Source organism: Silanimonas sp. (assembly GCF_044377035.1).
GTDB lineage: Bacteria > Pseudomonadota > Gammaproteobacteria > Xanthomonadales > Xanthomonadaceae > Silanimonas.
This window is the reverse complement of the sequence record NZ_JBILJW010000003.1, coordinates 73,931-86,832: the sequence shown is the minus strand read 5'-3', so window position 1 is coordinate 86,832 and position 12,902 is coordinate 73,931. Positions and strand designations below refer to the sequence as shown.

9 protein-coding genes are annotated in these 12,902 nt (G+C 70.6%); 6 read left to right on the top strand and 3 right to left on the bottom strand.

The annotated features are described in order from the left end of the window. Window positions 1-66: 66 nt before the first annotated feature. Complete coding sequence (locus ACIQ6S_RS02415) at window positions 67-1,374, bottom strand: flavohemoglobin expression-modulating QEGLA motif protein (protein ID WP_397606957.1); 1,308 nt, start codon at window positions 1,372-1,374, stop codon at window positions 67-69. An 89-nt stretch (window positions 1,375-1,463) separates the two neighbouring features. Here ACIQ6S_RS02415 and ACIQ6S_RS02410 point away from each other — a divergent pair, with 89 nt between their 5' ends. The 3 genes from ACIQ6S_RS02410 to ACIQ6S_RS02400 all read left to right on the top strand — a co-directional run bounded on the left by ACIQ6S_RS02410 (window position 1,464) and on the right by ACIQ6S_RS02400 (window position 6,881). Continuing rightward, on the top strand, window positions 1,464-3,797 hold the full coding sequence (locus ACIQ6S_RS02410) for a SpoIIE family protein phosphatase (RefSeq protein ID WP_397606956.1): 2,334 nt from the start codon (window positions 1,464-1,466) through the stop codon (window positions 3,795-3,797). After that, on the top strand, window positions 3,794-4,180 hold the full coding sequence (locus ACIQ6S_RS02405; RefSeq protein ID WP_397606955.1) for an STAS domain-containing protein: 387 nt from the start codon (window positions 3,794-3,796) through the stop codon (window positions 4,178-4,180). The genes ACIQ6S_RS02410 and ACIQ6S_RS02405 overlap by 4 nt, the downstream gene beginning before the upstream one ends. A gap of 196 nt (window positions 4,181-4,376) precedes the next feature. Beyond that, on the top strand, window positions 4,377-6,881 hold the full coding sequence (locus ACIQ6S_RS02400) for a TonB-dependent receptor plug domain-containing protein (protein WP_397606954.1): 2,505 nt from the start codon (window positions 4,377-4,379) through the stop codon (window positions 6,879-6,881). Window positions 6,882-6,909: 28 nt separating this feature from the next. Here the strand turns inward: ACIQ6S_RS02400 and ACIQ6S_RS02395 are convergent, their stop codons facing one another. Continuing rightward, entirely contained in the window at window positions 6,910-7,809 is a 900-nt protein-coding gene (locus ACIQ6S_RS02395) for an FAD-binding domain-containing protein (RefSeq protein ID WP_397606953.1), read from the bottom strand. An 87-nt stretch (window positions 7,810-7,896) separates the two neighbouring features. Beyond that, window positions 7,897-8,493 (bottom strand): deoxyribodipyrimidine photo-lyase, encoded by a 597-nt coding sequence (locus ACIQ6S_RS02390; RefSeq protein ID WP_397606952.1) that lies wholly within the window; start codon window positions 8,491-8,493, stop codon window positions 7,897-7,899. Window positions 8,494-8,607: 114 nt separating this feature from the next. Here ACIQ6S_RS02390 and ACIQ6S_RS02385 point away from each other — a divergent pair, with 114 nt between their 5' ends. The 3 genes from ACIQ6S_RS02385 (at window position 8,608) to ACIQ6S_RS02375 (ending at window position 12,890) form a co-directional block, all read left to right on the top strand. Beyond that, a complete protein-coding gene (locus tag ACIQ6S_RS02385) occupies window positions 8,608-9,261 on the top strand; it encodes a YceH family protein (RefSeq protein ID WP_397606951.1) in 654 nt (217 codons plus the stop codon). A gap of 32 nt (window positions 9,262-9,293) precedes the next feature. Further along, on the top strand, window positions 9,294-9,512 hold the full coding sequence (locus ACIQ6S_RS02380; RefSeq protein ID WP_397606950.1) for a DUF1289 domain-containing protein: 219 nt from the start codon (window positions 9,294-9,296) through the stop codon (window positions 9,510-9,512). 78 nt (window positions 9,513-9,590) lie between these two features. Further along, entirely contained in the window at window positions 9,591-12,890 is a 3,300-nt protein-coding gene (locus ACIQ6S_RS02375) for an amidohydrolase family protein (protein ID WP_397606949.1), read from the top strand. The last annotated feature ends 12 nt before the right edge of the window (window positions 12,891-12,902 follow it).

The following is a 12,902-nucleotide window of genomic DNA, read 5'->3' as shown; positions in this document are numbered from 1 at the left end:
GAAGGTGATGGGGCGGGCCAGCCTCGCTCACCCGCCCCACGGCGATGGCGCGCTTTGGTACGCGCCCTACCGCCCCGCCTCCCGCGGCTCCGATTCCGCCACGCCGAACAGCCGAGGCACCGCGTCGAGGTTCTCGATGTCCACCTTGTCGAGCCGGATCGTGTTCGCGAACAGCGAGAACGCGAGGATCCCGGCCAGCCCGTTTGCGCGCTTCGCCCAGGGCGGCAGGTAGTGCGGCGGGGCGATGGCCCCACTCTCGAAGGCCGGCGCGAGGTCGAAGACGTCCTCGAGGGTCATTTTCCCAGCGAACAGCCGGTGCGTGAGGGCCAGCTTCTTTTGCCGCAGGCACCAGCGGAAGAAGGTGTGCACGCGCACCAGGCCGGCGAGGTAGACGCCGTCCTTGGTGAAGGCCGCGCCGCCCGTCACCGGCACGCCGCGGAAGACGCGGGCCGCGGACGAGAAACTCTCCGGTTCGCGCTGGCCGGCGTCGAGGAAGAAGCGGAACACGTCGATGAAGTCGGCGCCGCGCAGGGCCATGTCGATGGCGAGGATGCGCAGGCTGATGCGCTTCATGCGCTCGATGTCGATATGCCCGGTGATCAGCTCGGCGAAGGTCGCCAGGCCTTCCTGCGTGGCGATGATGCGCGGCGAGGTGCGCGAGAGCGAGGCGAAATGCGGCTGCTCCCGGCCGTTGAGGGCCGTGAGGGTGTGCACGAAGGCCTCGTGCTCGCGGAGCTGGTGGATGTCGTACTCGCTGAAGGCCGCCCCGGTGCGCAGGCGGATGCGCGTCGGGCCGGCGGCGGCCTTGGCGATCAGGTCGGCATCCAGCTCGACGCTGACCTTGCCGGGGCCGAAGAAGCCATCCATGTCCTGCTGCAGGCGCTCGCGCACGACGGGCGCTTCCACGGCGTCGTCGTTGGTGTCGACGGCCCGCAACTCGGCATCGAGTTCGTCGGCGATGCGGATGAAGTGCATGGCCGCGTCGACGCCGGAAACGGTGCCACCCGGCAGCGCGTCACCCGGACGGCCAAATAGGCGGATGGAATGGTCGGTGACCGCCGCGGTGCCGACGGATTCGAGCAGCAGGGCGGCGGTGTGCCAGCTGTCGGCCGTGCGGCGGATGTACAGCCCCAAGGGCTGATGCGGGTCGCAGGCCTGGGCAATCGCGCGCAGCTCGGCCCGGACCTCGGCGTGGTCCTCGGGCACGTAGTCGGGCTCGGGAAGGCGGTGTACGCCGCGGCGCCAGCGGTCGAGGAACTCGCGCTGTACCCGCTGTTTCCAGCTCACCGCCTGCAACAGGCGCAGGCGGCGCGTCGCCCGCACCATCCGGGCGTCCAGTTCGGCCAGGCTCTGCAGCGCGGTGCCGTCGGGCATCGGCAGCCCTCCTCGGAAGTGCGACGGTCAGCATACCCCCGGCATCCCCCCCCGTTGACCGCCACCGCCGCGCGCCGCAGCCTTGGCCCATGGCCGCCTCCGCCCTCGCTTCGTCCGCCCGCCCCTCCTGGCGCCACAGCCTGCGGACGCGCATCGCGCTGTGGTTCGGCCTGCTGGCCGCCGCCGTCGCGACCGCCGGTGGGCTGGCCATCCATGCGGTCGCCGAGCGTCGCGCCCTCGAAGACGCCGAGGCCTCCGCGCTTCGCGAGCTGCGTCGCGCCTCGGCGGAACTGCAGGCCCTACTGCAGGCGGTCGAAGTCAGCGCGGGCACGCTGGCACGCAGCGAGACCGCGGCCGGCGGTGATGCCACGCGCCTGCGCGCCCTGCTCGATGCCACCGTGATGAGCGAACCGAACACCGCGGGCGGCCTGGTGGCGCTGGCGCCGGCGGCCTCGCCCACGCCGGGCACGGTCTGGGCCCGCTACGTCGGCAAGCAGGGCCGGGGGCTGGCGGAAACCGACCTCACGGCGCGCGGCCTCGACGTGGAAGCGCAGCCCTGGTTCCGCGACACGCTGGCGGCGGACCGGGCGCGCTGGTCGGCGCCCTACTTCAACGACACCGCCGGCGGGCGTTGGATGATCACGCTGAACCAGCCCCTGCCGCGCGGCCCCGCCGACGAGCGCCGCGGCATGGTCAGCCTCGACGTGCCCATCGACCGCTTCAACCAGGCGCTGGCGCCGTTCCGCAACGACTCGCGGTTCCGCGCGGTGCTGCACAAGGGCCCGCTGTGGATCGGGGATTCCGACTGGCTCTCCATCGGCACCCCGCCACCCGCCTCCACCGCGCTCGACGACCATCGCAGGGCCCTCCAAAGCTTGGGAGGGGGCGAGGGCCTCGCCCTGCGCCCGCTCGGCCCCGGGCTCCGCGGCGTCCATGAGGCGCTCGGCGACGGCTGGGGCCTGATGGTGCTGATGGACGAGGACGCGGTGCTGGCGCCCCTGCGCGAGACGGCATGGCGCTTCGTCGGCGCGACGATGGTGGTGATCGCGCTGCTCGCCTTGCTCAGCAATGCGCTGGCCCGCAGCGTCACCCGGCCGATGGTGCAGCTGGGCCACGCGGCGCAGCGGTTGGCGCAGGACGGTTTCGAGATGCCGACGCCGCTGCTGGTGAGGAAGGACGAGGTGGGCCAGCTGGCCCGCGTGCTGGACAGCGCCGATTCGGCACTGCGCCAGCAGATGGCGCACTCGCAGCGGATGGCGCAGGAGCAGCAGAAGCTCGACAGCGAGCTGCGACTGGCCCATGACCTGCAGCAGTCGATGCTGCCGCCGGCCACCGCGGTCGACGTGCACGAGGGCCATCTCGATATCCACGCCCTGCTGAAGCCGGCGAAGAGCGTGGGCGGCGACTTCTATGCCTTCCACCCGCGCGACGACGGGATGCTCTGGTTCGCCATCGGCGACATCAGCGACAAGGGCGTTCCGGCCGCGCTGTTCATGGCCCGCACGGTCGCCGTGCTCGAAGCCACGGCGCGCAGCACCGATTCGCCGGCGCTCATGCTGGCGCGCGCCGCGCCGCGACTGGCCGAAGGCAACGAGAGCTGCATGTTCGCCACCGCGCTGTGCGGCCTGATCGACCCGCACACCGGCCTGTTCGAGCTGGCGAGTTCCGGCCACGAGCTGCCCTTCATCGTCCGCGCCGACGGCCGCATCGAGCTTTTCGAGATGGAAACCGGCGCGCCGCTCGGCATCGACCCCGACGCCTACGGCGAGGGCTTTGCCGGCATGCTAGCGCCGGGCGACGTGCTGTTCTGCTTCACCGACGGTGTCACCGAGGCGCGCAGCCGCAGTGGCGAGCTCTTCGGCGAAGCACGACTGCGCGACGCGCTGAAGCCGGGCCGCGGCGCCGAGCAGATCGTCGCCGACGTCATCGCGGCGGTCGACGCGTTCTCGGCCGGCGCCGAGCCCGCCGACGACATCACCGTGCTGGCGGTCAGCCTCGTGGCGCCCGAGAAACCCGCCAACGACCCCCTGCACTTCTCGATCTGGCCCTCCGGCCTCCGGGCGATGAACCGCGCCATCGACGAATGCCTCGGCAGCCACGGCATCGACGCCGAGGGGCAGTCGGATGTCCGCCTGGTGCTGGAAGAACTCGTCGCAAATGCCATCGACCATGGCGGCGCCGTCGAATGCACGGTCGACCTGTCGTTCACCGAGCGCACGATGACGCTCCGGATCATCGACGATGGCAGCGCCTTCAATCCGCTCGACGCCCCGGACCTCGAGCTGGACCCGGACGACCTCGACCGCCCGATCGGCGGCCTCGGCCTGCACCTGATCAAGACCATGAGCCTCGACGCGATCTACGCGCGCGAGGATGACCGCAACCGACTCACCCTCGTCCTGCCAAGGAATCCGCCGAAATGACCGACGACCTCCGCATCTCCATCGAAGGCAGCGGCCCGAAGCGCACTTGCCGCCTCGCCGGCCACCTGGACACCCACACCTACCAGAGCGCCGACAGCGAACTGGAACCGGTGCTGGCCGACCCCTCGGTGAACCTGCTGGTCCTCGACCTTTCGGACCTCGAGTACATCAGCTCCGCGGGCCTGCGCACGGTGTTCCGCGCCCGCAAGAGCCTCGGCAGCCGCGGCGGCAAGGTGCTGGTGGCGAACCCCCAGCCGCAGATCCGCAAGGTGTTCGACCTGGTGAAGGCCGTGCCGTTCTCGGAGATCTTCAGCTCCACCGCCGAGGCCGACGCCTACCTCGACGCGATGCAGAAGCGCGTGCTCTCCGGCGACGACGACTGAGGCACGGGCGGCCTTCGGGCCGAGGTCCTGCACTGGCCGAGGCCGTGTGCGCGGCGTGAGCAAAGACGCCAGGGTGGCCGCCGGGGACTTGTCGCAGGCGCCGGCGCCGCGCATCTTCCGTCACGGAACTTCCATATTCCCGATGGGAATCCCGCACTGTCTTGCCGCGCCGAACCGCCAGCCCAAGGATGTCGCCATGAACCGACCCGCCCTGCTTGCTCTTGCCATCGCCTCGGCCCTGTCCGCCGGCGCCACTCATGCCCAGTCGAGCGCCGCCGTCAGCACCGAGGCCGCCGACGACACCCAGACCCTCGACGCCATCGTCGTCACCGGTACGCGCGTCGCGGGCCGCTCCCGCAACGACACCGCCGCGCCGGTCGATGCCATCTCGGCCCAGCAGCTTGAACGCACCGGCTCGCCGGAGATCAACCAGTCCCTTTCGGTCGCGCTGCCTTCCTTCAATTTCCCGCGCCCGGGCCTCACCGACGGCACCGACACCGTTCGGCCGGCGCAGCTGCGCGGCCTCGCGCCCGACCAGACCCTCGTGCTGGTGAACAGCAAGCGCCGCCATTCGGCCTCGCTGGTGAACGTCAACGGTTCCGCCGGCCGCGGTTCGGCGGCGGTCGACCTCAACACCATCCCCACCGCCGCCGTGCGCACGGTCGAAGTGCTGCGTGACGGCGCTTCCGCACAGTACGGCTCCGATGCCATCGCCGGCGTCATCAACGTGCTGCTGCGCGAGGACGACACCGGCGGCGGCGTGACCATCAACTACGGCCGGCGCGAATCGACTTACGAAGTGCTGACCGGCGCTCCCCCGGCCGGCGCCACCTGGTCGGCACCCGCGAGCATCTCGCGCGACGTTTCGGACGGCGAGACCACCACGGTCTCGGCGTGGAAGGGCCTGTCGCTCGGCGGCTCCGGCTTCCTCACCATCGCGGCCGAACTGAAGGACCAGGAGCGCACCGAGCGCGGCGGCTACGACTTCCGCCAGCAGTACCCCCGCGTGGGCACCGCGTTCGACCCGCGCGAAACGACGATCAACCGTTTCAACGCCTGGTACGGCGAGCCGGAGCTTGAGCAGAAGACGCTGTTCGCCAACGCGGGCATCGACTTCGAGAACGGTGCGCGCCTGTATGGCTGGGCGAGTTGGCAGGATCGCGATGCCCGCTCCGCGGGCTTCTACCGCCGTGCCGTGGACGATCGCAATGTGATCTCGATCTATCCGGACGGCTTCCTGCCGATCATCGCCCCCACCGTCATCGACAGCAGCGTGGCCGGCGGCGTGAAGTGGAACTGGGGCGAGTGGTCCATGGACAGCTCCGTGGTCTGGGGCCGCAACGAGATGGATTTCACCATCGAGAACACCCTGAACCGTTCGATCGGCCCCTCCAGCCAGCGGACCTTCCAGGCCGGCGGCTTCGACTACACGCAGACCGTGTTCAACTTCGGCGGCACGCGCAGCTACGCGCTCGACGCCTTCGCCTCGGATCTCTACCTCAGCGCCGGCCTCGAAGCCCGCACCGAGCGTTACCGGATCTTCGCCGGCGAACCGAACTCGTACATCAATGGCGGCGTGCTTCTGAATGGTGCACCGACGCCGGCGGGATCGCAGGTGTTCCCGGGCTTCCGCCCCAGCAATGAAGTGGACGAGGACCGCAATGCCGTCGGTTTGTACATCGACCTCGAAGCCAATCTGACCGACAAGCTGCTCGGCTCGGTGGCGATCCGCGGCGAGGACTACTCCGACTTCGGCAGCAACCTCATCGGCAAGGTCGCGGCACGCTACGACTTCAGCGAGGCCTTCGCGCTGCGCGGCTCGCTGCAGAACGGTTTCCGCGCGCCGTCGATGCAGCAGCAGTTCTTCACCGCCACGTCGACCAACAACCTGCCCGGCGGCGGCCTTGTCGAGGTCGGCACCTTCCCGGCGACCAGCGGGGTCGCGGCGGCGCTGGGGGCGAAGCCCTTGGAAGCCGAGGAATCCATCAACCTCTCGCTCGGCGCCGTGGTGAACCTGGGCAGCTCGACGTTGACCATCGATGCCTACCGGATCGATATCGACAATCGCATCGTGCTCTCGGAGAACCTCAACCAGGCCAACGTCGTCGCCTTCCTGGCCTCGCAAGGCTTCACCGGTGTCGGCGCCGCCCGCTTCTTCATCAATGGCGTCGATACGGAAACGCAGGGCATCGACATCGTCCTGACCACGCCGTGGGAGACCGAGGCTGCGGGGCGCTTCGACTTCACGCTGCTCGCGAACTGGAACGACACCGAGGTCACGCGCCTTCCCACGACGAACGTGCTGTCCTCGCTCAATCCGGCGCCCGTGCTGTTCGGGCGGATCAACGAACTGGGCTTCGAGGAGGGTTCTCCGAAGGACAAGTTCGGCGCGTCGGTCAATTGGTCGATGGACCGCTGGGGCGCGACGCTTCGCGCGACGCGTTACGGCGAGGTGCTCGATGCCGGCGCCAACGCGTCGCAGGACGTCCGGCTGTCGCCCGCGGTGCTCGTCGACCTCGAGGGTCGCGTCGAGCTCTTCGAGGGCCTGTCCCTCGCGGTGGGTGCCGAGAACCTGACGGACGAGTATTCCGAGCCGTTCACCCCGGTGCGCAACGGCACCGGTAACACGCCGTTCTCGAACTTCTCGCCGTTCGGCCGCTCGGGCCGATTCGTCTACGGCCGCCTCAGCTACAACTTCTAAGCTTCGACCGGCCCTAGTCGAACCCGCCTCAGTCGAAAAGACTGCCCTGCGTCGCCTCGTGCGGCGCAGGGCTTTTTTTCGCCCGGCCTTCCAGTCGCGGCCTCGTCTGCTTCATCCGGCTGCCGTGCTTCAGCAGCACGCCGCGCGCCAACTCGCGCATGCCCGGGTGGTCGCGCCACCACGCGGTGAGCTTCGCCTTCGCTTCGCGCGCAGCCTGTTCGTGGTCGCGGATCGGTTCGGGGTAGTCGCGGCCGAGCACCACGCCGTGCTTCGCGAGCTGGGCGGGCGGCAGCTGCCACGGCAGGTGGATCCATGGCGCCGGCAAGGCCGCAAGCTCGGGGACCCAGCGGCGCACGAAGCTACCGTCGGGGTCCTGGTCGAGGCCCTGCTTCACCGGGTTGTAGATGCGCGGGATGTTGATGCCGGTGACACCGCTCTGCATCTGCACCTGCGGCCAGTGGATGCCGGGCTCGTAGTCGGTGAACTGCCGCGCAAGGTGCAGGCCGGTGTCGCGCCAGTGCAGCCACAGGTGGTAACTCGCGACCGCGACGAGCATGGCGCGCATGCGGAAGTTGATCCATCCGGTGCCGGCCAGCATGCGCAGGCACGCGTCCACGAAGGGCCAGCCGGTGGTGCCGGTGCGCCAGGCCTCGAAGGCCGCGCGGTCGAAATCGCCTTCGCGCAGGCCGTCGAAACCGCGGTGCGTGTTGCGGAACTCGATCGCCGGTTCACTTTCGAGCTTCTGCATGAAGTGGCCCTGCCAATGCAGGCGCGATTCGAAGCTCTGCAGCGCCCGCGCCGGCGTGCCGCGGCCGGCCCACTGCGCGGCGCGTGACGCGGCCACGGCTTCGCGGATCGAGACCGTGCCGCTGGCAAAATGCACCGAGAGTCGCGAACACACTTTCGGCGCGCTCAAGGGGCTGCTCATGCCCCGCGAGTACGTCGCACCGCGGCCGTCGACGAAGCTGCCCAACAGGCGCAACGCCGAGGCGCGACCGCCCGGCTGGCGGCCCGGTCAGGGGTCGTTGGGGAGGCCGAGGTCGCGGGCGTCGGGCAGCGCCTCGCAGCGGAGATCGGCGAGTGCACGACCGGACGCGTGATCGATCCCGTTCACCGGGCGAGCCGGCATCAGCGCGACGGGCGCCGGCAGCGGCGCCTCGCCGTTGTGGCCTTCCCAGTGCCGCGCCCAGCCATCGCGGCGGCGCAATCGGCGCACCGTGCTGCCGTTCGAGTGCTCGATGAAGGGGATGCCGGCCTCGCGCAGCCAAGCGCCCACCCGGCGGTCGCGGGCGAAGGTCCAGGCGTTGCCGGTTTCCTCGTGGGCGTGCACTTCGGCGAGGCCGAAGGCACGATGCAGCGCCGCGAAGGCCTCGACCCCATCGCCATGGAGCACCTGCAGCGGGGCACCGAGCGCGGCGAGGGCATCACGCAGTTCGAGCAACGATTCGCGGAGCACCGCCCACTGCCGCGCGCTGGCGTCGTCCTGCTGCCACAGGGCCGGCTCGATCACGTACACCGGCAGCACCGGGCGCCCGCTGGCCGCGGCGGCGAGCAGTGGCGCGTGGTCGACGGTGCGCAGGTCGCGCTTGAACCAGACGAGGGCGTGGGGCATGGCGCGATGCTGCCGAAGCCGCGCTGCAGCCCGGGTGAAACGGCCGGAGGATGGCGCGCTCGGCTAGTCTGGCGGCCTCCCTGTCCAACGCGGCCCTTCGCCGCGGAGCCCCCGATGAGCGACACCCCTTCCCTCCTGCTCGACGCGACCGAAGCCCGCGTGCTCGGCTGCCTCGTCGAGAAAGAAGCCACCACGCCCGAGCAGTACCCGCTCACCGAGAATGCCGCGCTGCAGGCCGCGAACCAGAAGACCAGCCGTGAACCGGTGATGGCGCTCGAAACCGGCGAGGTGGCGCGCGCGCTGCGCGGCCTGGAGGCCAAATCCCTTGCGCGACGTGTCGACGGCGCCCGCGCCCTGCGCTTCGAGCACACTGCCGCACGCACCTTGGAGCTCACGCGCGGGCAGCTCGTCGCGCTGGCCCTGCTGATGCTGCGCGGCCCCCAGACCGCGGCCGAACTGCTCTCGCGCAGCGAGCGCCTGCATCGCTACACGGACGCCGACGACCTCGCGCACGCGCTGGAGCGCCTCGCCGCGCGGAGCTTCGCGGTCGCCGTGCCCCGCGCACCGGGCCAACGCGAAGGCCGCTGGGCGCACCTGCTCTGCGGTCCCGTGGACTTCAGCGCGATGGCACTCGACACCGGCGCTGCGCCGGCGCGTGAATCCGCACCGCGGAGCGACGATGCGCTGCTCGCGCGCATCGAGGCGCTCGAGGCCCGGCTGGGCGCCTTGGAAGTCCGGCTCGCCGCCGGCGAGCGCGCCGCAGGCTGAAGGCCATGGCGCCGGCACGACCGACCCCGGCGATGCTTGCGCCCCACAGCGCCAACGACGGCCAGACCCCGGCGTCCCCCTGCATCCGCCAGTGCTGCCTCGACGACGCCGACGAGTGCCTCGGCTGCGGACGGACACTCGAGGAGATCAAGGCCTGGCACGGGGCGGACGCCGCAGGACGGGCCGGGATCCTCGACGCCGCTGCCGCCCGGCGCGAGGCCCGCGCCCGGCGCTTCCCCCCGGCCCGCTGAGCGAACCCTGCGCTTCGGCACAGGCCGGGCAAGGCCACTGCCGCTACGCTCGGGGGCTCGCCCCAGGGGAATCCACGCATGCGCCACACCCGCCTCGCGATCGCCGCCGCGCTCGCCCTCGCCGCCTCCGCCCCGTTCGCCGCCGACGCCCCCGCCTGGGACGTCAACGCCGAACACGGCCCGACGAAGACGGTGCGATTCACGACCGACGAAGGCACGTGGCTCGACCTCGACGTCGCGCCCGATGGCCGCACGCTGGTGTTCTCGATGCTCGGCGACCTGTATCGACTGCCGATCGCCGGCGGCCGCGCGACGCGCCTCACCTCCGGACCGGCCTGGGACGTGCAGCCGCGCTTCTCGCCGGATGGCCGCGAGATCGCCTACACCTCGGATCGCGACGGCGGCAACAACCTGTGGCGAATGCAGGCCGAGGGCAGCCGCCCGGTGCAGGTGACGAAGGAGCGCTTCCGCCTGCTCAACAACCCCGCGTGGACGCCGGACGGCCAGTACCTCATCGGCCGCAAGCACTTCACCGGCCAGCGTTCGCTCGGCGCCGGTGAGCTGTGGCTTTACCACCGCGACGGCGGCGACGGCCTGCAACTCACGACGCAGAAGAACGACCAGCAGGACCTCGGCGAACCGGCCGTGTCGCCGGACGGCCGCTACGTCTACTTCAGCGAGGACGTCAGCGAAGGTCCGTTCTTCCAGTACAACAAGGACCCGCACGGCTTGGTCTACGCGATCAAGCGCCTCGACCGCGAGACCGGCGAGATCGAGACGCTGGTGAGCAGCCCCGGCGGCGCCGTGCGCCCGCAGCCGTCGCCGGACGGCAAGACCCTCGCCTTCGTGAAGCGCGTCCGCGAGAAGAGCGTGCTGCACCTGATGGACCTCGACTCCGGCCAGGTGCGGCCGCTGTGGGACGGCCTCGAGCGCGACCAGCAGGAAGGCTGGGCGATCTTCGGGCCCTACGCCAATTTCGACTGGACGCCCGACGGCGCCGCGCTGGTGGTCTGGGGCAAGGAAGGCCAGTTCTGGCGCGTCGATGCGGCCAGCGGCGAGGCCACCAACATCCCGTTCACCGCCGAGGTCGAGCAGCGCGTCACCGAGGCACCGCGGCAGGCCAGGACGCTGCCCAGCGGCACTTTCGTACCGCAGATGATCCGCGACGTCGCCACCTCGACCAACGGCCGTCGCGTGGCCTTCCACGCGGTCGGCCGACTGTGGCTGCGCGAGGGTAACGGCGCGGCGCGCGCGATCGGCGATCGCACCGACCGCTTCGAGTACCAGCCGGCCTTTTCGCCGGACGGCACCAAGCTGCTGTTCACCACCTGGAACGACGAGACGCGCGGCCAGGTCGTCGAGCGCGACCTCGCCAGCGGCACCGAGCGCGTGCTCACGACCGTGCGCGGCATCTACTACGGCCCGCGCTACTCGCCGGACGGCGGAAGCATCGTGTTCGTCCGCGACAGCGGCAATTCGATGGTCGGCAGCGCCTGGGGCCGCGACGCCGGCCTGTACGTGATGCCGGCCGGCGGCGGCGAACCGCGCAAGGTCGCCGATGACGGCCGCGAACCGCAGTTCAGCGCCGACGGCAGCCGCGTGCTGTACCTCACGGGCGGCGGGCTTTCGAAGAAGCTGATGTCGGTGGGCCTGCACGGCGAGCAGCCGCGCGAAGTGCTCGACCTCAAGTACGTCGATGCCGTGAGCGTCTCGCCGGACGGCAAGCAGGTGGCCTTTACCGAGTTGTTCAACGCCTACGTGGCCCCGCTGCCGGCCACCGGCGCGGCGATCGCGCTCTCGAAGGACACCAAGGCCGTGCCGGTGACGGCGCTGACCACGCAGGTCGGCGCCTACCTGCACTGGTCGGACGCCGATTCGCTGCACTGGATGGCCGGCGGGAAGTACGTGAGCCGCGACCTCGGCGCCACGCGCGACGACGGCGGCGCAACACTCGCGCCGGCCGTCGCCGTCGACACGCCGACGGAGACGGTGGCGATCACCGGCGGCCGCATCATCACCATGCGCGATGCGGAATCCACGCAAGAAGTGATCGAGGACGGCGTGGTGCTGGTGCGCGGCGACCGCATCGTCGCCGTCGGCCGCCGCGGCGAGGTGGCGATCCCCGAAGGCGCGCGCGTCGTCGACGCCGCGGGCAAGACGGTGGTGCCGGGCTTCGTCGATGCCCATGCGCACTCCAGCCATTTCTTCAGCGGCGTGATTCCGCAGGCCAACTGGACCTACTACGCCAACCTCGCCTTCGGCATCACCACGATGTTCGACCCCTCGGCGACCACCGAGACGGTGTTCTCCCAGGCCGAGCTCGTTCAGGCCGGCCGCCTCGTGGGCCCGCGCGTCTACTCCACCGGCACGATCCTCTACGGGGCCGACGGTGATTTCAAAGCCGTGGTGAACTCGATCGACGACGCCCGCAACCACCTCGGCCGCCTGCAGGCGAACGGCGCCTTCGCGGTGAAGAGCTACAACCAGCCGCGCCGCGACCAGCGCCAGCAGATCAACCAGGCCGCGCGCGAGCTGGGGATGATGACCGTCGAGGAAGGCGGCAGCACCCTGCAGCACAACCTGACGATGATCGTGGACGGCAGCAGCAACATCGAGCACAACCTGCCGGTGGCGCCGCTGCGTCGCGACGTGGTCGAGCTGTGGCGCCAGACCGACGTGCGCAACACGCCCACCCTCGTGGTGAGCTTCGGTGGCCTCTCGGGCGAGTACTGGTGGTACGCCCGCGAGAACGTCTGGGAGAACGAGCGCCTGCTGCGCTTCTTCCCGCGCGAGACGCTCGATTCGCGAAGCATCCGCCGCGAGGTCGGGCCGGACTGGGACTACTGGCACATCACCGTCGCCGAATCGCTGAAGACCCTGCGGGATGCCGGCGTCGGCGTGCAGGTGGGCGGCCATGGCCAGCTGCAGGGCCTCGCCCCGCACTGGGAGATGTGGATGCTCGGCCAGGGCGGCTTCACCAACTTCGAGGCCCTGCGCGCCTTCACCATCGACGGTGCCGACCACCTCGGCTTCGCCAAGGATCTGGGTTCGCTCGAGGCTGGCAAGAAGGCCGACCTCGTGATCCTCGACGGCAATCCGCTCGAAGACCTCAAGGCCAGCACCCGGACCACCCACGTGATGGCAAACGGTCGGCTGTTCGACGCCACCACCATGGCCGAGATCGGCGGGCGTGAAACCCCGGCCCCGACCTTCTACTGGCAGCGCCTCGGCAACGGCCTGATGCGCGGCGCCGAGTGGGGCCCCACCGCGCCGTGCCACTGCCCGAAGGGCCATCGCGCGCCGATGCCCTGGGAGTACGGCGGGTCCTGGGCTGGCCGCGTGAACGCCAGCCGGGTGGAGGACGCTGGCAGGAATTGACGGATCCCGTAG

What these genes read in the sequence shown, in the direction of transcription:
- ACIQ6S_RS02415 (WP_397606957.1), bottom strand. Translation starts at nt 1,374, where the DNA reads ATGCCCGACGGCACCGCGCTGCAGAGCCTGGCCGAACTGGACGCCCGG.
- ACIQ6S_RS02410 (WP_397606956.1), top strand. Translation starts at nt 1,464, where the DNA reads ATGGCCGCCTCCGCCCTCGCTTCGTCCGCCCGCCCCTCCTGGCGCCAC.
- ACIQ6S_RS02405 (WP_397606955.1), top strand. Translation starts at nt 3,794, where the DNA reads ATGACCGACGACCTCCGCATCTCCATCGAAGGCAGCGGCCCGAAGCGC.
- ACIQ6S_RS02400 (WP_397606954.1), top strand. Translation starts at nt 4,377, where the DNA reads ATGAACCGACCCGCCCTGCTTGCTCTTGCCATCGCCTCGGCCCTGTCC.
- ACIQ6S_RS02395 (WP_397606953.1), bottom strand. Translation starts at nt 7,809, where the DNA reads ATGAGCAGCCCCTTGAGCGCGCCGAAAGTGTGTTCGCGACTCTCGGTG.
- ACIQ6S_RS02390 (WP_397606952.1), bottom strand. Translation starts at nt 8,493, where the DNA reads ATGCCCCACGCCCTCGTCTGGTTCAAGCGCGACCTGCGCACCGTCGAC.
- ACIQ6S_RS02385 (WP_397606951.1), top strand. Translation starts at nt 8,608, where the DNA reads ATGAGCGACACCCCTTCCCTCCTGCTCGACGCGACCGAAGCCCGCGTG.
- ACIQ6S_RS02380 (WP_397606950.1), top strand. Translation starts at nt 9,294, where the DNA reads ATGCTTGCGCCCCACAGCGCCAACGACGGCCAGACCCCGGCGTCCCCC.
- ACIQ6S_RS02375 (WP_397606949.1), top strand. Translation starts at nt 9,591, where the DNA reads ATGCGCCACACCCGCCTCGCGATCGCCGCCGCGCTCGCCCTCGCCGCC.